At 54.8% G+C, this 21,294-nt stretch carries 17 protein-coding genes and 2 riboswitches; of the genes, 10 read left to right on the top strand and 7 right to left on the bottom strand.

The features are described from left to right. Positions 1-19 precede the first annotated feature (19 nt). Positions 20-2,101 carry a polyphosphate kinase 1 gene (gene ppk1 / locus CHB59_RS00335; RefSeq protein ID WP_089374245.1) on the top strand — a complete coding sequence of 694 codons (2,082 nt, stop codon included), beginning with the start codon at positions 20-22 and terminating at the stop codon, positions 2,099-2,101. Positions 2,102-2,173: 72 nt separating this feature from the next. Here the strand turns inward: ppk1 and ppx are convergent, their stop codons facing one another. The 3 genes from ppx to rpiA form a co-directional block, all read right to left on the bottom strand. Further along, entirely contained in the window at positions 2,174-3,673 is a 1,500-nt protein-coding gene (gene ppx, locus CHB59_RS00330) for an exopolyphosphatase (protein ID WP_089374583.1), read from the bottom strand. A 43-nt stretch (positions 3,674-3,716) separates the two neighbouring features. After that, positions 3,717-4,424 carry a phosphate signaling complex protein PhoU gene (gene phoU, locus CHB59_RS00325; RefSeq protein ID WP_089374244.1) on the bottom strand — a complete coding sequence of 236 codons (708 nt, stop codon included), beginning with the start codon at positions 4,422-4,424 and terminating at the stop codon, positions 3,717-3,719. A gap of 117 nt (positions 4,425-4,541) precedes the next feature. Continuing rightward, complete coding sequence (gene rpiA, locus CHB59_RS00320; protein ID WP_089374243.1) at positions 4,542-5,201, bottom strand: ribose-5-phosphate isomerase RpiA; 660 nt, start codon at positions 5,199-5,201, stop codon at positions 4,542-4,544. A 152-nt stretch (positions 5,202-5,353) separates the two neighbouring features. Here rpiA and ilvA point away from each other — a divergent pair, with 152 nt between their 5' ends. Next, positions 5,354-6,880, top strand: a complete 1,527-nt coding sequence (gene ilvA / locus CHB59_RS00315) for a threonine ammonia-lyase, biosynthetic (protein WP_281252000.1) — start codon at positions 5,354-5,356, stop codon at positions 6,878-6,880. A gap of 37 nt (positions 6,881-6,917) precedes the next feature. On the opposite strand, the gene CHB59_RS00310 is transcribed toward ilvA, so the two are convergent. The 4 genes from CHB59_RS00310 to CHB59_RS00295 form a co-directional block, all read right to left on the bottom strand. After that, a complete protein-coding gene (locus CHB59_RS00310) occupies positions 6,918-7,361 on the bottom strand; it encodes a ferric uptake regulation protein (protein WP_218816182.1) in 444 nt (147 codons plus the stop codon). A 72-nt stretch (positions 7,362-7,433) separates the two neighbouring features. Next, the gene (locus CHB59_RS00305) at positions 7,434-7,892 is read right to left on the bottom strand and encodes an EVE domain-containing protein (RefSeq protein WP_089374241.1); all 459 of its coding nucleotides are present in this window, start codon (positions 7,890-7,892) and stop codon (positions 7,434-7,436) included. 394 nt (positions 7,893-8,286) lie between these two features. After that, positions 8,287-8,592 (bottom strand): cell division protein ZapA, encoded by a 306-nt coding sequence (locus CHB59_RS00300; protein ID WP_089374240.1) that lies wholly within the window; start codon positions 8,590-8,592, stop codon positions 8,287-8,289. Beyond that, entirely contained in the window at positions 8,589-8,789 is a 201-nt protein-coding gene (locus tag CHB59_RS00295; RefSeq protein WP_089374581.1) for a hypothetical protein, read from the bottom strand. The genes CHB59_RS00300 and CHB59_RS00295 overlap by 4 nt, the downstream gene beginning before the upstream one ends. A 119-nt stretch (positions 8,790-8,908) precedes the next feature. Continuing rightward, a riboswitch (cobalamin riboswitch) is annotated at positions 8,909-9,141 on the top strand. Between the two features lie 124 nt (positions 9,142-9,265). Here CHB59_RS00295 and CHB59_RS00290 point away from each other — a divergent pair. The 8 genes from CHB59_RS00290 (at position 9,266) to CHB59_RS00255 (ending at position 21,161) form a co-directional block, all read left to right on the top strand. After that, complete coding sequence (locus CHB59_RS00290) at positions 9,266-11,110, top strand: TonB-dependent receptor domain-containing protein (protein WP_089374239.1); 1,845 nt, start codon at positions 9,266-9,268, stop codon at positions 11,108-11,110. Positions 11,111-11,204: 94 nt separating this feature from the next. Further along, entirely contained in the window at positions 11,205-11,774 is a 570-nt protein-coding gene (locus CHB59_RS00285) for a hypothetical protein (protein ID WP_089374238.1), read from the top strand. After that, entirely contained in the window at positions 11,771-12,385 is a 615-nt protein-coding gene (gene cobO, locus CHB59_RS00280) for a cob(I)yrinic acid a,c-diamide adenosyltransferase (protein ID WP_089374237.1), read from the top strand. The genes CHB59_RS00285 and cobO overlap by 4 nt, the downstream gene beginning before the upstream one ends. Before the next feature lie 4 nt (positions 12,386-12,389). Continuing rightward, positions 12,390-13,664 carry a cobyrinic acid a,c-diamide synthase CobB gene (locus CHB59_RS00275; RefSeq protein ID WP_179212020.1) on the top strand — a complete coding sequence of 425 codons (1,275 nt, stop codon included), beginning with the start codon at positions 12,390-12,392 and terminating at the stop codon, positions 13,662-13,664. Next, positions 13,661-17,995: a cobaltochelatase subunit CobN gene (locus CHB59_RS00270; RefSeq protein ID WP_089374236.1), complete on the top strand. Its 4,335-nt coding sequence runs from the start codon at positions 13,661-13,663 to the stop codon at positions 17,993-17,995. Before CHB59_RS00275 ends, CHB59_RS00270 begins: the two co-directional genes overlap by 4 nt. Before the next feature lie 24 nt (positions 17,996-18,019). After that, positions 18,020-18,472, top strand: coding sequence for a MotA/TolQ/ExbB proton channel family protein (locus CHB59_RS00265; RefSeq protein ID WP_089374235.1), 453 nt, complete (start codon positions 18,020-18,022; stop codon positions 18,470-18,472). Continuing rightward, entirely contained in the window at positions 18,469-18,771 is a 303-nt protein-coding gene (locus CHB59_RS00260; RefSeq protein WP_089374234.1) for a DUF2149 domain-containing protein, read from the top strand. The genes CHB59_RS00265 and CHB59_RS00260 overlap by 4 nt, the downstream gene beginning before the upstream one ends. A 178-nt stretch (positions 18,772-18,949) precedes the next feature. After that, positions 18,950-19,188: riboswitch (cobalamin riboswitch) on the top strand. A gap of 122 nt (positions 19,189-19,310) precedes the next feature. Beyond that, positions 19,311-21,161, top strand: a complete 1,851-nt coding sequence (locus tag CHB59_RS00255) for a TonB-dependent receptor domain-containing protein (protein WP_089374233.1) — start codon at positions 19,311-19,313, stop codon at positions 21,159-21,161. The last annotated feature ends 133 nt before the right edge of the window (positions 21,162-21,294 follow it).

The raw sequence follows: 21,294 nt of genomic DNA, 5'->3' as shown, positions 1-21,294 counted from the left end.
AGAGTAAGGTTTTTATATCATGTTGCCCGTTAAATTGAATCCCGAATACTTTATCAATCGCGAACTCGGCATTCTAGCCTTCAATCGCCGCGTGCTGGCGCAAGCAGAGGATGAACGGGTTCCCCTATTGGAACGCCTGAAGTTTCTCTGCATTTTCAGCAGCAACATGGATGAGTTTTTCGAGGTGCGCGTTGCCGGTCTCAAAAACCAGATCAAGTACAACTCTCCACACATAGGCCCAGATGGCCTCCTGCCCAAGCAGGCACTGGCAACAGTCAGCAGCATGGCGCACGAGATGGTCGAGCTCCAGTACAAAATCCTCAACGATGTGGTGCTGCCGCAACTGGCGGCAGAAGAAATCCGCTTTATCCGCCGTGGGGACTGGAACGATACTCAGCGCGAATGGATTGCCGCCTATTTTTTCCGCGAGCTGATGCCTATCCTCACGCCTATCGGCCTGGACCCAGCACATCCATTTCCGCGCGTACTCAACAAGAGCCTCAATTTCGCCGTTGAACTGGAAGGCAAGGATGCTTTCGGGCGTAATTCCGGCGTAGCCATTGTGCAGGCACCTCGCGCCTTACCGCGCGTCATCCGCCTGCCACGCGAGATTGCCGGCTGTGACCATGGTTTTGTATTCCTGTCCTCCATCCTGCATGCCCATGTCAGCGAATTATTCTCCGGCATGACGGTGAAGGGTTGCTACCAATTCCGTGTCACGCGCGACACTGACCTGATTCTGGATGATGAAGACACCACCGACCTCAGGTTGGCTTTGCAGGGTGAACTGGCTCATCGCCAGTACGGCGACGCGGTACGCCTGGAAGTAGCAGATAACTGCCCGGCAGAGATGTCCTCCTTCCTGCTCGGCCAATTTGGGTTGACACAGGAAGACCTGTATCAAGTAAACGGCCTGGTCAACCTGGTACGCCTGATGCAGATTCCGGACAGCGTTGACCGCCCTGACCTCAAGTTTGCACACTACACACCGAGTCTGCCGAAAGAACTGCTCAAGGAAGCGGATATCTTCAAGGCAATCCGCAAACAGGATATTCTGCTGCATCATCCGTTCCAGTCATTCAATCCTGTGATTGAATTCATCAAACAGGCGGCAGAAGACCCTCAGGTTCTGGCAATCAAGCAGACGTTCTATCGTACCAGCGCAGACTCAACGCTGATGAAATCATTGATTGAAGCAGCGCAGCGCGGCAAAGAAGTCACAGTGGTGGTGGAACTGCTGGCGCGCTTCGATGAAGAAGCCAATATTAATTGGGCCGCCAAGCTTGAGAATGCCGGTGCCCATGTAGTCTACGGTGTCGTCGGCCACAAGACACACGCCAAGATGGCCATGGTCGTGCGCCGCGAAGAAGATAAGCTGCGTCGCTATGTACATATCGCCACAGGCAATTACCACCAGCGGACAGCACGGCTGTATACCGATTTCGGGGTACTGACCTGCCAGGAGGAGATCAGTGAGGACGTCAATGATGTATTCGCGCAGCTGACCGGACTTGGCCGCGCCAGCAAACTGCGCCATCTCTGGCAATCCCCGTTCACCTTGCATCAACGCATGGTCAAGGCCATTCAGAATGAAGCTGACATTGCCCGCTCCGGCAAAAAAGCCCGTATTATCGCCAAGATGAATGCGCTGCTGGATCCTGACGTGATCCGTGCCCTTTACGATGCATCCACGGCCGGTGTGCAAATCGACCTCATCGTGCGTGGCGTCTGTGCATTGCGCCCCGGCATTCCCGGCGTCTCGGAAAATATCAGGGTGCGCTCCATCGTCGGCCGTTTTCTCGAGCACACCCGCATTTTCTATTTCTATGACAATGGGGCAGAACACATCCATCTTTCCAGTGCAGACTGGATGTACCGCAACTTTTTCCGCCGTATCGAGATCTGCTTCCCGCTACTGGATGCGAAAGCGAAGCGACGTGTATTCAAGGAAGGGCTGGAACCTTACCTTAAGGACAATACCAACGCCTGGGAGATGCAGCAGGATGGCAGTTATGCGCTCAAGCCAAACCGCAGGGCCAGTTTCACTGCACAGCAGTTCCTGATGCAGGAACATGGACAGGAAATATTGCCGGACGTTTGAGCCAATCCAGCGTTATCCACAAAAAAGGCCGATACGACTATCGGCCTTTTTCATGCGGGACTGCCCAATGCCTCAAACGCCCAGTTCCAGGGTCAGCCCGATTTCTTTCCAATATGTCACTTCGTTCAACAGCTCCGCTTCCGTCAAGGGATTTTCCTTGAGCCAGTCAGCCTCGATATTGAGCTGGTAACCAGACTTTGTGATCAATAATTCAGGCTGTGGATAATGGTCTGGCTGGCGATTGCGGTGGAATAACACTGCCAGCCGCAGGATCAGAACCAACAGCAAACGATCATGACTCCCTATCAGGCTGGCTTCCAGTTTGCCTAGGGATCGCCGATGCGCCTTGACCAGCAAGCCCAGCGTTTCCTGCTCAATATTGGAGAACCCAGGCATATCAGCGTTTTCGACGATATAAGCTGAATGTTTATGATAGCCTGCATGTGCAATAGAGATGCCAATCTCATGCAGGCTTGCTGCCCAGGTCAGGTATTGCGCTGCAGTGTCTGCATCCATATGCTGCAATCTGGACCTGGACTGGGCCAGGAGATCCAGTGCCAGTTCCCGCACACGTTCGGCCTGGTCAGGCTCCACATGATAACGCCGCATAAAGCTTGATACTGTCGTCTCCCGGACATCCTGGTCATGCAAACGTCCCAGCAACTCATACAGCACTCCCTCGCGCAAAGCGCTATTGGCTGCTGTCATACGTTCTATCTTGAGTGCATCGAATGCGGCCATCATAACCGCCACCCCTCCAGGCAACACCGCCGCCCGGTCTGCACTGATTCCTGGCAGGTTAATTTTCCTGATACTGCCTGCTTGCAATATTTGCTGGGAAATGAATTCCAGCCCGTCACGGGTAATTTCACCCTCACCCAGCCCACTCAAGCGGGAAATCTCCCCCAACGCCTTGGCTGTTCCTGATGATCCAACCGCTTCGTCCCAGCCCTCAGAGAGAAAATGCTTGCGTATCCCCTGGATTTCAGCCGCCGCAGCAATCCGCGCGCGCCGCATGCCTGCCTCGGTAATTTTCCCGTCAGGAAAATAACGCAGGCTATAGCTGACACAACCCATGTACAGGCTTTCCATGGCGATGGGTTCCAGGCTTTGTCCAATGATGAACTCTGTGGAACCGCCGCCGATATCGATCACCAGGCGTTTATGTGTCGCAGGAGGCAGACTATGGCTGACACCGACAAAAATCATGCGCGCCTCTTCGCGACCAGCAATGATTTCTATCGGGAAACCCAGTGCCTCCTGGGCTTCCCTCATGAAATTGGGAGCATTGCGGGCCACCCGGAAAGTATTAGTGGCCACTGCACGGACAGCTTGCGGCGGTAATCCCCTCAAGCGCTCGCCAAAACGCTTCAGGCAATCGATTGCCCGTTGCTGCGCCTCAGTGCTCAGGTTGTTTTTCTCATCCAACCCGGCGCCAAGACGCACCGTCTCACGCAGGGAATCATGGAAAAGCAGGTGTCCGTCTGTCACTCGTGCAAGCTGCAGACGGAAACTATTGGAACCCAGATCGACAGCAGCGATCTCTGGAAACTCCGATGGTCTTGTAGCCAAATTCAACCTTCTATTGAATCGATGGAACTCTGTGCCAACCCGGTCATGGTTCCTGCGCTTCGCGCTCCATCTCCTGCACCGTGGTATGGCGTACGTCCTTGCCTTTTACCATGTAGATGACATATTCGGCAATATTCTTGGCATGATCGCCGATACGTTCAATGGCCTTGGCAACGAACAGGACTTCCAGCGACATGGAAATAGTACGCGGATCTTCCAGCATAAACGTAATCAGCTGGCGCATCGCGGCACGGAACTGTTCATCAACCTGCTCGTCCTGACGTGCCACATCCACGGTTTTGGTAACGTCCAGACGCGCAAAGGCATCCAGGGCTGTGCGCAACATTTCACGCACATGTCCCACCATGGTTTTGATTTCATTGAAACGTGGCGTGTACAGACGGCCGGACTCAGACACCTTTTGCGCAACACGCGCAATCTTGGTGGCCTCATCGCCAATGCGCTCCAAATCCGTGATGGTCTTGACCACCATCATGATCATGCGCAAATCCCCTGCTGCCGGCTGACGACGTGCAATGATATGACTGCAATCCTCATCAATCTGGACTTCCAGTGCATTCACCCTGTGATCATTAGCAATCACTTTGTCAGACAAGGTGAGATTGACATTGATCAGAGCGTCCAAAGCATTGACGATTTGCTGCTCAACCAAACCGCCCATTTCCAGCACTTTGGCACGGACTGATTCCAGCTCGGCATCATACTGCTTGGATGTATGTTCTAATTGCATAACGCGATCCCTTCCGTGAATAAATCCAGCCGAGATAGCCCCGACTGGAGTGACTGAGTCAACGTTGTAGTCTAATTGCCGATTATGACAATTTCATGTTGAGCTGGTACGCGCCTGTTACTTTGCAGTCAGGGTTCTAACGCCATCCGCAGTCGCCAGCAATAATACATTGGCCGGACGCGCTGCAAACAGGCCATTGGTCACTACACCCACGATTTCATTCACCCGTGCCTCAAACGCCACAGGGTCAGTAATAGTCAGGCCGTGTACATCCAGGATCAGGTTGCCGTTGTCAGTGGTGAAATCACGCAGCTTGGGCTGTCCACCCAGCTTGACCAGCTCACGCGCCACATATGCCTGGGCCATGGGGATCACTTCCACTGGCAAAGGGAACTTGCCCAGTACAGGCACGAGTTTGCTCTGGTCACAGATACAGATGAAATCTCTGGCACAGGCAGCTACGATCTTTTCGCGCGTTAACGCGCCACCGCCACCCTTGAGCATATGCATCTGCTCGGTGATTTCGTCTGCACCATCCACATAGATCTCCATACCATCAACATCGTTGAGATCAAATACTTGGATACCATGTCCGCGCAAGCGCTGGGCTGTGGCTTCAGAACTCGCCACAGCACCTTCAATACGATCCTTGACCTTGGCCAGTTCATCGATAAAGAAATTGGCAGTGGATCCAGTACCCACGCCGATAATGCCGCCTTTTACATACTCTACTGCTGCCTTGGCAACCTGTTGCTTCAATTCGTCTTGTGTAGCCATTTATCTAAAACCTTTTATTTGCTTGTGACCTTCTCAGGCGTTTACATATACTGTACAAATGCTGATGACAGCATTTTGCAGACCCTGCGTTTTCTTTATAATTCAGATTCTTTCGAATCAAGCCCCTTAATCATACACTGCACCGCGCAGCCCTGGACAGCGTCCCAATGAAAATCGATTACCTGCAGAAGATCAAATCCGCCCGCGTTTATGACGTCGCAAGCAAAACCCCACTGGACTTGCTCTCCAATATTTCCGGGCGATTCAATAACCAGATCCTGCTCAAGCGTGAAGATATGCAGCCTGTGTTCTCGTTTAAGTTACGTGGGGCCTACAACAAAATGGCCCAGCTTTCGACTGAGGCACTGGCACACGGAGTCATTACTGCTTCTGCAGGCAATCATGCCCAGGGTGTAGCGCTGGCCGCCAAGAATGCCGGTTGCCGTGCAGTTATTGTCATGCCTGTCACAACACCGTCCATCAAGATCGACGCTGTGCGCAGCCGTGGCGGCGAAGTGGTGCTGGCAGGTGAATCCTATACCGATGCCTACAACCACGCCTTGAAGCTGATGGAAGAGCAACAACTGACTTTTGTTCACCCGTTCGATGACCCCGATGTCATTGCCGGGCAAGGCACTGTCGCTGTGGAAATCCTGCAGGATCATCCAGAACCCATTGAGGCCATTTTCTGTCCCGTCGGTGGCGGTGGCCTGATTGCAGGAGTTGCGGCATACATCAAGGCAGTACGCCCTGAAATCAAGGTTATTGGCGTTGAAGTCAATGATGCCAATGCCATGACCTTATCCCTGCAACAGGGTGCACGCGTCACACTGGACCAGGTAGGGCTATTTGCCGATGGCAAAGCCGTCAAACTGGTAGGAGAAGAAACTTTCCGGCTCTGCCAGCAATATGTGGACGACATGATCTTGGTGGATAACGATGCCATCTGTGCCGCCATCAAGGATGTATTCGAAGATACACGCGCCATTCTGGAACCTACAGGTGCACTGGCATTGGCTGGCCTGAAAGCCTATGTGCAGCAGAACGGCCTACAAGGCAAGAACCTGGTTGCCATCGCCTCAGGCGCCAATATGAGTTTTGACCGCCTACGTTTTGTAGTGGAACGTTCTGAAATCGGTGAAAAACGCGAAGCCGTGCTCGCAGTCACCATTCCGGAAACCCCGGGATCATTCAAGAAATTCTGCCGCCTGATTGGCAATCGCAATATTACAGAATTCAATTATCGCTATGCAGATGCCCATGAAGCGCACATTTATGTTGGTGTTGCGGTCCATGAACCAGCCGAGTCCAACAGATTGGTCGAACAATTACAGCAACACGGGTTGCCTGCACTGGATCTGAGCGATAACGAAGTCGGAAAATTGCATTTGCGCTATATGGTGGGAGGTCACGCCCCGCAGGCAGAGCATGAACAGGTGTTCCGCTTTGAATTCCCTGAAAGACCGGGAGCGTTGATGAATTTCCTGGACAGCATGCGCCACGATTGGAACATCAGCTTGTTCCATTACCGCAACCACGGTGCAGACTTTGGCAGGGTGCTGGTTGGTATGCAGGTGCCGCCGGGCGAAGAGGAAGAATTCACCCAGTTCCTGCAGAATCTCGGCTATCCATACTGGAGAGAGAGCGACAACCCGGCGTACCAACTGTTCCTGGGTTAATTGCGATGCCAGCTCCAGGCTGGCATCGCAATATCAATTAACCCTTGTCGGCCAGTGGGGTACCGTAGGCAGTAATATCGTAATCGGTCAGTTCGTAACCCAGATCACGCACGATCTTCTTGAGCCTGTCCTCGATACCCAGGTCATAAAATTCGCGCACTTCACCGGTACTGGTGCTCACCAGGTGTCCATGGTGCTCTTCACCGTCATTCAGCTCATACACAGCCTTGTTGTTTCCCAGCTGGCTTTTCTTCAGCAAGCCGGTTTGCTCAAACTGTGCCAGTACACGGTAAACAGTGGCCAGACCAAACTCTGAATGTTCGGTAATCAAAATACGATAAACATCTTCAGCCGCCAGGTGGCGCTGTTCGCTGTTGCGGAAGATATCCAGCACCTTGAGGCGTGGCAAGGTAATTTTCAGGCCACTGTTTCTCAAATCCTGGTGTGGATCCACCACGCCTTCTTCTTTTTTTGCTACCACTATTTTCTCCTTAATGAATTGGTGCATGACCTTGCAATAGCATATCACGCATATCAATACAACCAAGCCTGATCAATTCAGCAAGCCCATAATAAATTCCCAATCCTGCGGATCGACCGGTGTAATCGACAAACGATTGCCGCGTTGCAGGATACGCAGGTTCTGCAATTCCGGCGTTTCCCGCATCTCTTGCAAGCTCAACAGCCGGGTCTTGCGCACCAGCTTGACATCCACATTAAACCAGCGCGGACTCTCTGGTGTCGCCTTGGGATCGTAATATTTATGACCTTCGATAAACTGCAGGCGATCAGGGTAAGCCAGCTTGCTGACTTCAGCGATGCCAACGATACCAGGCTCTGCGCAATTGGAGTGGTAAAACAGCACCCCATCACCAAGTTGCATCTGGTCACGCATGAAATTACGCGCCTGATAGTTGCGCACGCCATACCAATCCACCGATTGCCCGGGAAATGACGCCAGGTCATCAATGGACACATCAGATGGTTCAGACTTCATCAACCAGTACCGCATGAAACTCTCACGTTAATGCAAACGCATATCATACCCTGAGTTTGCATGAATGCCAGTACTGCCCAGTCAAAGCCATTCTGCTTACCTGGCATGAGTGCGCTGGGCGTGTCACATAATGAACAACATTGAATTGCCGGCCCGAAGAAAGGCCGTGGTAAGAAGTCCCTGCAGATGCTATCCAGACCGGCATCCTGAACCTGACGGTTCAAGTGGTAACGACCTTAAGCTACGTTAGGTACACCCACATCGGAGCGCGCACACTGTTACTTAACAGACCGAAACCAGGGCCCAAATTTATGGTTCAAGGAATCTATGATCCAGACAGCACTGCAGGGAACAAAGGGAAGAAGCGATCAATCATCGCTTCTTGAGAAACTTGGAGAACCTATCCTGCCTAGAAAAGCTGAGGTGACTCTCCCAGAACCACATCAATCTGCTCCTGCATGGAACTGATTGTACGCTTGATATCACCAATGTCAAAACCACCACCATCCGTGGTCAACAATTCGTGTGTAATGTTCAGGGCAGCCATAAGGGCAATCTTTTCTGTGCCGACCACTTTTCCTGTGTCACGGATTTCGCACATCTTCCTGTCAAGATAGTTGACCGAACGCAGCAAGGATTCACGCTCCTCATCCGCACATGCTATCGTCAGCTCACGTCCCATGATGCTGACACTCACTCCTCGCACATTACTCATATTGCCCCCTCTGGAAGACGATCTATCAGGGCCAGCAACTTATGCTTTGCAAGCTCCATATTCTCCTGCAACTGTTGATTGTCATCCTGTGAACGTACAAGCGCTTGACGAAGCTCAAGATTCTCCGCACGCAGCAATTGATATAAGGCTATCAGCTGAGAAAGCTTTTCTTCCAATGTGATCAAATCGGCATTCATGGCGCCACTATAATTGCAAAATCTGCACATGGTCAACCATGCATGCAGCATTTTTATCTTGTTTACAATATCTTATATCAAAAACTTATTTAATCGCGTCAAGTACCAATCATTTATAATCACGCCCTACGTTTTACGGTGTCCTTGAGTCAGTTCCTGACTCCAAGGGTGAAACTGGGAAACAGGTGCGCCAGACGACTCTCTGTCCAATCTGGCAATGCCTGTGCTGCCCCCGCAACGGTAAGCAAGACAGACACATCAAATGCCACTGTGCCAATCACTGCATGGGAAGGCGATATGTCGCTCAACACATCTTGCAAGCCCGGAGACCGGCCTTAAAACTAAACGGCAATGTTGCGGGGAGGCAGCAGACCAGTCACTGCCTCATTCCGAGGCCAGCAACCGTCACTTCAACTCCGTACATGCATACAACATCAGCCTGCGGGGTAGCAGGCGTATTGCGGAGTCTTTTTAATATGTTGCGTATTGCTTCGGGCAGTCTTGCCCTTTCTTTCATTGTCTCCAGCCCGGCCATGTCAGCTGATATCACCATGGATGACACCATCGTCACAGCCTCTCGCACAGAGCAAAAAGCCAGCGAAGTACTGGGTGATGTTTCCATCATTACCGAGGAGCAGATCCAGAAAGCAGGACAATCAAGCCTGCTCGAGTTATTAAGCCTGCAACCCGGCATCGAGATCACCAGTAATGGCGGCACTGGCAAAAATGCCGATATTTTCATGCGTGGCGCCAATGCCACTCACACCTTGGTCTTGGTGGATGGCGTCAGAATCAATTCTGCCACCACTGGCACTACGGCCATCCAGCACATTCCACTGAGCCAGATAGAGCGAGTGGAAATCCTGCGTGGTCCGGCCAGTAGTCTGTATGGCGCAGATGCCATTGGTGGCGTCATCCAGATTTTCACCAAACAGGGTCAGGGTACTCCCAGACTCAATGCTGCCATCGGCCTGGGTACCTATGGCACTGCCATAGGAGAAGTGGGTGTCAGTGGTCGTATTGGAGATACCAGTTACAGCCTGCAAGGTGGCATGACACATGTGCATGGCATCAGTGCGCTACGTAACAAGCAATCATCCGGCTACAACCCTGATGCTGACAGCTACCGCAACCAGAATATCTCCGCCAGCATCGTGCAGCATATTGGCGATCAGCATGAGATCGGCTTCAATATCCTGATCAGTGATGCGCGCAATTTCAATGACGGCACCAGCGCCACTTCTGCCAAGTACGATCAATATCTCGATCAGACGTTGTCCACCTATAGCGTGCATAGCAAGAACCGCTTCACTGAAAACTGGACCAGCCTGGTGACCATGTCACGAGGTATTGATGACTTGACTTCCTATTCAAAACAACCCACAAAGACCACCAGCAACTCCATCAAGACCATTCAGGATCAATACCTCTGGCAGAACACGCTGAATTCCGCATGGGGAACATTCAATTTGGGTGTGGAGCGCCGGGAACAGCGGGTAGAGACCAGCCCCAGCCCATTGCCGGAAGATCATCGAAACATCCAGTCCTATCTTGCTGGATGGTACAAAACTTTTGACAAACACAGTGTGCAGATCAATCTGCGCAATGATGACAACTCACAGTTTGGCAGCAAGACGACCGGCAGCCTGGCGTACGCCTATGCCATCACGCCACAGTGGAAAGCCAATATCGCATATGGCACGGCATTTGCCGCCCCTACTTTCAACCAGCTCTACTATCCCAATTTCGGCAACCCGGACCTCAAACCGGAAGAATCCCGTAACCGGGAAATCGGCGTGAAATATGACAGTGGCGGCCATCATGTCACGGCGAGCTATTATTACAATGATGTTGATAACCTGATCGTCAACCCGCGAACCGGCCATAATTTCACGAATGTGGCACAGAACGTCAATCGAGCAAGGCTGTCCGGCCTGACCTTGGGCTACCAAGGCATGGCAGCTGGTTTCAATCTCCGCGCCAGTGCTGATTTCCAGCGCCCGGAAGATGCTGACAATGGTAATTTGTTACCAAAACGGGCAAAGGAACATGGTGTCTTCGCCATCAGCAAGCGCCTGCAGAATCTGGAAATAGGCAGCGAAATCGAAAGCAGCTCCCATCGCTACAACGACACTGCCAATACAACCAGGTTGGCAGGTTACACACTGGTCAATCTCTATACCAATTATCAGCTCAACGACGACTGGTCCGTGAATACACGCATCAACAACCTGTTTGACCGAAAATATGAACTGGCCAAGGGTTACAGTACATTTGGCGCCAACCTGTTCGTATCACTGCGCTACGCACCCGGGTTCTGATGCCTTGCAGCAGATGCAACAAAGCAGAAACCGGCTGGGAATTTCAGTTAAAATCCAGCGTTATTCAATCACGACCCAGCTCAAGGAATAGAACATGCTGACACTCAACAAGAATCACCAGATCCTGATAGGCATTGTGCTGACCGCCCTGCTCATCCTGACACGCGGTCATCACTTTGCAACCATCAATCATCTGCCCAGCGCATCCTGGGCAGTATTCTTCCTTGCCGGTGTTTACCTGCGTCCCATCTGGGTATTTCCCGCCCTGCTGGCTGTCGCCGCCGGCCTGGACTTTGCCGCTGTCACCTGGGGTGGCGTGGACGGTTTCTGCACTTCCCCGGCCTACGGTTTCCTGCTTCCCGCTTACGGTAGCCTGTGGCTGGGTGGACGCTGGTTCGCGAAGCACTATCAGTTTGCCTTCAAAAGCATTGCCACGCTGGCTGCCAGCGTTGTTGCCAGCAGCTTTATCTGCCACCTGTTTTCCAGTGGCGGCTTCTACTTTTTCTCCGGCCGTTATGCCGACCCGGCACTAGCCGAATTTCTGCCACGCATTGCCAAATACTATCCATCCTACCTGGGTACCCTGGCATTCTATGTGGCGATTGCTGCCATCATCCATATTGTGGTGAAGGCGCTCCACGCCCAACATAAACGAACCGCATGACAGACCAGAAAACCCCAGACCTTAACCAGCGCCATGCCAACCGGATGGCGCGTAAAAAAACCATCGTTGATGCCAAGATAGAGGCTGCGCGTATTGAGCGCGGCCTGTTCCTGGTCAATACCGGCAACGGCAAGGGCAAATCCACTGCCGCTTTCGGCCTTCTCGCCCGCGCCCTCGGCCATGGCATGAAAGCCGTGGTAGTGCAATTCGTCAAAGGCCGTTCCGACACTGGCGAAGAAGCCTTTTTCCGTAACCAGCCCAATGTGACATGGCATGTCATGGGCGAAGGCTTCACCTGGGAAACCCAGGACCGCGACCGCGATATCGCCGCCGCCCAACAAGGCTGGCAGGCTGCGCAGGCGGCACTCAAGGATGAGAGTGTCGGCGTTGTCATCCTCGACGAGCTCAACATTGTCCTCAAATACCATTACCTGGACCTGCAGGAAGTACTCACTGACATTGCAGCCCGCCCCGCCATGCAGCATGTGGTCGTCACTGGTCGTGCCGCCCAGCCAGAACTGGTCGAGCAGGCCGACACCGTCACCGATATGACCATGGTCAAGCATGCCTTCAAGAATGGCGTTCAGGCCATGTCCGGCATTGAATGGTAGGCTGATGACAACAAGTTGCCCGACCCTACTGCTCTCCGCACCGGCCTCAAACCAGGGAAAAACACTGGTATCTGCCGCACTGGCACGTGCCTGGCGTAATCAAGGGCTGACAGTCCAGGCATTCAAGTGCGGGCCGGATTTTCTAGACCCCATGATTCTGCAAGCCGCGACAGGCAGGCCGGTTTACAACATCGACCTTGCCATGTGTGGCGCAGATGACATTGCCACCAGGCTTTATTGGGCGGCGCAGCAAGCTGATGTCATCCTGGTGGAAGGCGTGATGGGCTTGTATGACGGTAACCCGAGCAGCGCAGATATCGCGACACGCTTTCAACTGCCTGTCGCATTGACCATCGATGCCAGCGGCATGGCACAAACATTTGGCGCATTGGCTTCCGGACTGTTTGTACACCAGCCCGGACTGATTCCGGCAGGCGTAATTGCCAACCGTACCGGCAGCGCCGGGCATGGTGAATTGCTGCGTACCAGCCTGACGCCGGATATCCCCTGGCTGGGCGCATTGCAGAGGCAGGAAACGCTTGCGTTGCCGGAACGGCACCTGGGCCTGTTCCGCGCCGATGAAATCGATGATCTTGAGCAACGTATCGCGCAAGCCGCAGCATTGCTTGCGGAGTCAGGCCCATTGCCCTTGCCGCCTGCCACCACATTTTTACCTGTGCCTGCCAACGACGTACCCAAATTGCTCGCAGGCAGAACCATCGCCATCGCACGTGACGAAGCCTTTTGTTTCATCTATCCCGCAAACCTCGATTGCCTGCATGCGCTGGGAGCAAACACCGTATTCTTCTCACCGCTGCATGACAGGGTATTGCCAACAGGCATAGACGCCATCTGGCTGCCCGGTGGCTATCCCGAATTGCACATTGCAACACTGGGTGGCAACCATGCCATGCGCGTCGCTCTGCAACAGGCATGGCAGCAAGGCCTGCCAATATTGGCGGAATGTGGTGGCATGATGGCCGTGGCAGACAATATCAACCAACAGCCCGGCTTTGGCCTTTTGCCCGGCGATTGCAGCATGCAGCCTCGCTTCCAGGGACTAGGCGTGCAATTCGCCGAATTACCGGAAGGCAGGTTGCATGCGCATACCTTCCATTACTCACGCTTCGAGACAACATTGCCGGCATACGCGCAGACAAGTACCCAGCGCGGCAAGCCGGGCGAAGCCATTTACCGCCACGGTAGTCTCACTGCAAGCTACCTGCATTTTTATTTCCCTTCCAACCCTGCGGCAATTGCCCGGTTATTTACCTCATGAAATTTTTGTTTTCCGTCTTGTTCGGCATTTTTCTTGTCATCAGCGTAGAAGTCGCGCAGGCGGCTACCCTCTTCGGCGTAGTGTCCGATCGCACTGCACCTGCTGCTGCCCAGGCAGCACAGCAGGCATTGCAGCAATCCGGCAAACAGGACCGTATCATCCTGCGCACGCAATCCCAGGTGCTGGCCGCCAACAGCAAGACATTGCAGCGCTGGCTGCGCGATGCCGACACGGTATTCGCCGTGGCAGTATATGGCGAAGCCTCGCAACAACTGCAAAGTCAGATGCAGCAGCTTGACATGAAGAAGCCGCGCAACTTCATCGCCTTCAACGGCGAAAGCACCCTGTCATTGCAAAGCCGTTGGCAAGGAGAAGCCGTCAGCAGCTTCCCGGAAGCCAAACGCCTGACCCTGACGCAGAACAATCTGCCGCAAGAAGTCGCCGATCTCGCGCAGCAGCACATTGCCGCACGGCAATGGCTGGGCCTGCACAATCTCTGGCAAGCAGGTGGCAACAGCAACCTCAGCGCCTTCATGCGTCACCTGCTGCATCCATCAACCAGTTTGCCTGCTATACAGCCTGAGCCGCTGGTGCGCCTGCGTCAGGGTGGCAAGGAAGTCAGCCAACCTCAACTATCGGAAAACAATACATCCGTACTTGCAGTGCTCGACCTCAGCACCAGCGACCCGCAACCCGTGGATGCGATCTGTGCCGCGAGCGAGAAGCAGGGCCAACCCTGCATCGCCATCATGGCGCGTTGGGGCGAGGCGTCGCGCGATGCCATCGCCAACTTGAAGAGTCTGCTTGCGCCTGCCGCTCCCAGCGGATTGGTAGTGTTGCAGGATTTTGTCGTCGGCGCAGCCGAGGGTCGCGAAGCCGTGACCGAACTGCTGGGCCAGCTCGACGTACCGGTGTACAAGGCCATCCGGCTTACCGACCGCAGTGCCAATGCCTGGCAGCTTTCGGAAGACGGCCTGCCGATCAATTCGGTGCAATACCGCGTCGCCATGCCGGAAATCCAGGGTAGCTCGCAGCCTTTGGTGGTGGCCGCTGCTGGGCCTGCCAGCATAGACAAGCTCACCGGCGTCGAGCTGAAACTGCCGCAGATCCTGCCTGCCGAGGTGCAATCGCTGATCAGACGCAGCCTCAATTGGCAGCACCTGCGCAACACGCCAAATGCCGAGAAGAGAGTCGCGCTGATCTACTACAACCACCCCCCCGGCCGCCAGAACATCGGCGCAGATAATCTTGATGTACCCGCTTCTCTGTTCGAGATACTGCACGCATTGAAACGTGCAGGCTACAACACAGGCGAGCTGCCGGCTTCGCCAGAGGCGCTGCTCGATCTCATGCAAGAATACGGCGTTAACCTGCCTGAAGACCAGGCCGCGCTAGCCGAGATGAGCCAACATGTGAACAAGCTCGACAATGCCGCCTATCTCAATTGGCTCGGCACCCTGCCTGCGCAAGTGAGCAGCGAGATGGAGGAAGGCCCGCTGGGCAAGCTGCATGCAGACCTGGTGGCGGCACAACGCGCCGGGGAAATCGACATTGCACGCAACCGCCTGGACAAAGCCATGCACGAACTGCGCCACTTGCTTGAAGGCGCAGACCACCCGCAGCGCGACAATGCGCTCAGGCAGATAACCACGCTCAACAACAGCTATTTGCAGTGCTTGGAAAAGCACACCGATTGCAACACGCTGGCCTTGCAGAAAACCCGGCTTGCAGGTTTGGGCATAGAAGGCATGCGCGGCTGGGGCCCCGCTCCGGGGAAGATCATGGTGCACGACCGCCAAATACTGGTTCCCGGCATACGGTTCGGTAATATCTTTATCGGCCCGCAGCCACCGCGCGGCTGGGAAGTGGACGAGGAACTGCTGCATGCCAACACCACCATCCCACCACCACACCAATACCTGGGCTACTACCATTGGCTGCGCAGCGTATTCAAGGCTGACGCCTTGGTGCATATCGGCCGGCACTCCACCTATGAGTTCCTGCCCGGCAAGGCGGTTGGGTTGGCAGCAAGCGATTACTCACGCCTGATCGCGGGCGACCTGCCCGGCATCTATCCCTATATCGTCGACGGCGTGGGTGAAGGTACGCAATCCAAGCGCCGTGGCCTTGCCGTAATGGTGGACCATCTCACGCCGCCGCTCACCTCCACGCCGCTCTACGACCGCCTGTTGGAACTGCGCCAGGTGGTGGAAAGCTATGAGTCTTCCAGCTCCGAGACCATGAAGGTCGAGGCCGCGCGCGAGATGCGCCGACTGGTGGAAGCCCTGCAACTGCGCGCCGAACTGGAAGCAAGCATGGCCGACGTGCTGGAAGTGCGCGGCATCGGCTATGAACAGACTGACGACGACCTGCTCGCGCATGAAATCGGCCACTACCTGACGAAATTACAGGAGAAATTCATGCCGCATGGCCTGCATGTATTCGGCAAGGATTGGTCGGAAGAGTCGCTGGCACTGATGCTGGACTCCATGGCTCGCGGCCATGAGCAAGGTGTCAGCGTAGAGACCCGCGACAAGCTGGCGGCTTCACCACGCCTGGAAATGCAGAGCCTGCTGCATGCGCTCGACGGTGGCTTCGTACCGCCCGGCAAAGGCAACGACCCCTTGCGCTCACCTGATTCGCTGCCCACAGGACGCAACTTCCATGCACTGGACGGTGACGTGTTGCCGACCCGTCTCGGCTTCCAGATCGGGGAGAAAATGGCGGCCAAAGTGCGCGAGCGCGACAGCGTGCAGGATAGCGAAGGCGTGATTCTCTGGGCCTCGGATGCCGTGCGCGACGAGGGCGTGATGGTGAGCTTCATCCTCAGCCTGATGGGCATAGAGCCGGAATGGAACGCACGCGGCATCGTACAACGCATGCAGCTCAAGCCAGGAATTGCACGACATGACGTAATCGTCACCACCTCCGGCCTGTTCCGTGACCTCTACCCCAACCTCATGCAATGGATAGACACTGGCGGTCGCCTCGCGCTCGCCGCCTCCGCCAAGACCATCCGGGCGCAATATCCTGCCCTGCAGCCTGCATTGGATGAAGCCCTGTTGCCGTTGGGCGCAAGCCTGGAAGAAGGCAGCGAAGTGCTGACAGAGAATGGTGTCGCCATGCAATGGATACGCCGCACTCAATCCATCCGGCAACAGGGCCAGCCACTGCCACAAGCAGGTCGAGAAGCCGCCTGGCGCATTTTTGGCGATGCACCAGGCGCTTACGGCACCGGCGTCAACCGCCTCACGGAGCGTTCAGGCACCTGGAAGGACCGCAACGAACTAGGCCAGGCCTACCTCACGCGCATGGGGCATGCCTACGGGCTGGATGCCCAGGGCCAGCCTGCGCAGGCTATATTCAGGACTGCGCTCACCAGCATCGCCAACACCTATCACGGCCGAGCTTCCAATCTCTATGGCCTGATGGACAACAACGATGCCTTTGATTACCTTGGCGGCCTGTCGCTTGCGACGGAAACTGTGACTGGCAAGCGGCCCACTGCACGCATCCTCAACCACACCGACCCGGATAACCTCAGCGACGATCCACTGGAAACCGCACTGCTGATGGAACTGCGCGGACGCTACCTGAACCCGGCATGGATACGCCCGCTGATGCAGCATGGCTATGCAGGCGCGCGCACCATGGGACAGGAATTCATGGAAAACCTCTGGGGCTGGCAAGTCACCCGCCCCGACATCATCAAGGATTGGGCCTGGGATGAAGTGAAAAAGGTTTACATGGACGACAGCCTGCAACTGGGCCTCAAACCCTTCCTTGAGCACCAACACAATGCCCAGGTGAAGGCGCACATGCTCGCCATCATGATGGTGGCGGCGGAAAAAGGCTTCTGGCATACGGATGAGCAGACCCTGCACCAACTGGGCGGCGATCTGGCAAAGCTGGTCAACAAGAACGGCCTGCCCGGCAGCGGACATACCTCGCCCAACCATCCGATGTGGCAATGGCTGGGCCAATACCTCGACGACGACTCCGCCGCCGCATTGCAGCAAACACTGGCCAAGGCACGTGGCGATGCAACGCCAGACTATGCTGCTGTCGATGCTGTGGAACAAACTGCTATCGAGAGAGAAGAGGCAACACCTGCGCCGGAAGAAACTGCTCCAGCACAACAAGCCAGACCTGTTGCACAGCCTGAACCAAAACCCGAGCCTGCCCAGCCACAGGCAGCACCAAGCACCGTGCCGCAGCGCGCCTTTGAGGTCGCCATCAAGTCGGTGCAGGAATACTGGTATTGGTGGCTGGCATTGCTGCCAATATTCGCTGCCGGGCTTTGGTTCGGCACACGCAAGCCCAAGCTCTAACCTGACACAGGACGGAATATCATCATGTCATTTGAACTCGACACCCTGCATCACGCGATCACCTGGTTATTGAAGCCTGTCATCATCATCCTGGCGGTCTCCGTCATCCTTGCCGTGCTGGAAGCCGGTCTGGCTGTGGGGGAGCGTCTGTTCGGCCTCAGGGCCATGCGCAATTCGGGCAATGCCGATGCCGTAGTCAAACTGGCCCGCCACCGGCTGGAACGTGCCGACCTGCTTTCGCGCATTCCTCCCATGCTCGGCCTGATGGCCACCATCATCCCGCTCGGGCCGGGGCTGGCTGCACTCGGGCAGGGCAATCCTGCGCAATTGGCGCAAGCCGTCACTACTGCGTTCGACGCCACGGTGCTGGGGTTGATCGCCGGTATCTTCGGCCTGGTAATCGGCAAGCTGCGCCGCCGCTGGTATGAAGATGTACTGGAAACGCTGGAAGACCAGTCGCTGGGAACCCAATCATGAGCAAGCTGCGCCTCAAAAGCCGCTTCGACCACGAGGATGAAGACCCACGCGCCAGCCTGGTCAACCTAGTGGACGTAATGCTGGTATTCGCCTGCGGCCTGCTCGCTGCCTTGAGCGCCGGGGGACAAGCCATGCTGGTCGAACCCAAGGAGATCAAGCAAGGCAAGGAAATCGAGGCGCCGGAAACCACCAGCAACAATGCCACCGGCAGCGGCTACCAGGCTGTCGGGCAGGTTTACCGTGACCCCAAAACCGGCAAACTGATCCTGATCGAACAACAACCTTCTGCTCGCCCATAAAAACCTGCACCAACTCTGGTTGATAGAGATAGGCAATCCTCTTCTTTCATGCCGGATTTGATCCGATTATCCTCTAGTACTCCCGTATCACTGATGCTATCCCGGCCCGAAGGTTGGGATGAACAAAGCATTTGATTCCATATTGGGTTTGAGCAGGATTTGACGTAATTCAGGCTATAATGCGCAGCAATTGTCAGGTGCCCGACCACACACTGAAAAGTCTGTGTACAAGGTGAAACTGGGAAGCAGGTGCGCTTTCAATATTGAAGCAATGCCTGCGCTGCCCCCGCAACGGTAAGCGAGTAATATCTGCCATGATGCCACTGTGATGAATCCCGATTCATCATGGGAAGGCGGCAAATATCTGAGCTATCTCAACTCGTAAGCCCGGAGACCGGCCTGACAAAAAGCTGGAAAACCGCGGGGTGACGGTCTTTAATTCCTGGCAATTCCACTGCCTGGCATCATCGTCATCTCATGATTTGGTTTCCCTTAATTTTGTCCTGCATGCGGGGTCGCATGCAATTCAAGGAAACACCATGAAACAACTCACCATCGCGAGCCTGGTCAGTCTCGCTTTTCCTGCCATGGTATGGGCAGAACCTCTGATCACACTGGATGACGATGTCGTCGTCACTGCCAGCCGCATTCCACAAGAACGTAAAACCGTGATTGGCGATGTCAGCGTAATCGAAACCGCCGATATCGAGCGTGCCGGCCAGAGCACGTTGCTGGAGCTACTGCAAACTCAGCCAGGCATTGAAGTCATGCATAACGGCGGTGCTGGCAAGACCAGTGCCTTGTTCATGCGCGGAACCAATTCCAACCACATCATCGTGCTGGTTGATGGCATGCGCGTCAACTCGGAAACCACGGGCACCACTGCCTTTGAAAATATCCCTACGGCCCAGATCGAACGCGTGGAAATCCTGCGAGGCCCTTCCACCAGCCTGTATGGCCAGGATGCCATTGGCGGTGTAATCCAGATATTCACCAAAAAGGGGAAAGATGGCGCACCGCGCTTTCATGCCTCGGCAGGCTATGGCAGTTATAACACCAGAACAGCAGATGCTGGCATCAGCGGCAGCGTAGGCGATACCAGCTTCTCGCTGAACGCTTCCAGCTACGCGACTGATGGTTTCTCCGCGGTTCGCACTCATAACCGGCTGTACAAGGATGATGACGGTTACCGCAACCTTTCCGTGAGCGGCTCGCTGATTCACCAGATCGTGCCCGGCCATAGTGTAGGCATCCAGTTCTTCTCCAGCGAAGGCCATAACCGCTATGACAATAGCAGTAATGCCACGGACTTCTCCAACCACAACATGGCGCGGCAATTCAGCTATTCGATTTTCAGCCGTAACCAGATCACCGAAAACTGGCACTCAACCATCCGTATCGGCGAAGGTCGCGATGACAGCACGGACTACGCAGAAACCAGCATGTGGTCGCCAGTTTCACGCTCCTATTTCGATACCAAGCAGCGCCAGCTCTCCTGGCAGAATGACATTACTCTGCCTGTCGGCACCTTGACCCTGTTGTATGACAGGCTGGAACAACGCGTGAGTTCCTCGACGCAATATGACAAAACCAGCCGCAACAACGATGGCTATGCCGCGATCTACTCGCTCACCCATGGCGCGCACTCAGCCCAGCTCAGCTATCGCAGCGACCATAACTCACAATATGGCACCAACGACACCGGCAATATCGGCTATGGCTACCAGATCAATGATGCCTGGCAAGTGACTGCCAGCTACGGCAGTGCTTTCCGCGCCCCGACATTCAACCAGCTGTACTACCCAGGCTATAGCACGCCTGACCTGGAGCCGGAGAAGTCAGACAACGTGGAAGCCAGTGTGCGCTATCACAACCAGCAGACCAGCCTGTCTGCCACCGTGTATGAAAACAGGGTGCGCAACCTGATTTCCAGTGACCCAATTACCTGGCTCCCCATCAATGTCAACCGCGCCAAGATTCAAGGCCTGACATTGGCAGGCAGCCAGCAATGGGATGCCTGGACCTTACGCGGCAACGTGGATATTCAATCCCCGCGCAGCGATGACCAAGATGACAATCTGCTGCCTTTACGCGCCAACCGCCATGGCAGCCTGAACCTGGCTTACCAGTGGAACAAGCTGCGCATTGCCGGAGAAATGGTCGGCTCCTCCGCGCGTTATGCCGAACTGGCAAATACCAACCGCATGGGTGGCTATACCTTATTCAACATGGTGGCGGAATACCAGATCACTCCTGAATGGAAACTGCTGGGCCGCGCCAACAATATCTTCGACAAGAAGTACGCCCTGGCCAGGGATTATTCGGGTGAATACTACAACACCGCTGGTTCCAACGTATTCTTCAGCGTCAGCTACTCACCGCAACCTTAACACCTGCGAAACCTGAATCAAGGTTTATCCTGACAGCCTGTCCAGCCTCTGCTGGCAGGCTGTTTTTGTATCCAGCCTGACATTGGCTGTCATCCCGGCCCACACACCGTGATCTTGTGAAGATGCCGAAATG

This window comes from Methylobacillus rhizosphaerae (genome assembly GCF_900187985.1).
Lineage (GTDB): Bacteria > Pseudomonadota > Gammaproteobacteria > Burkholderiales > Methylophilaceae > Methylobacillus > Methylobacillus rhizosphaerae.
The sequence above is the reverse complement of the archived record's forward strand: the minus strand, read 5'-3'. Positions and strand labels throughout refer to the sequence as shown.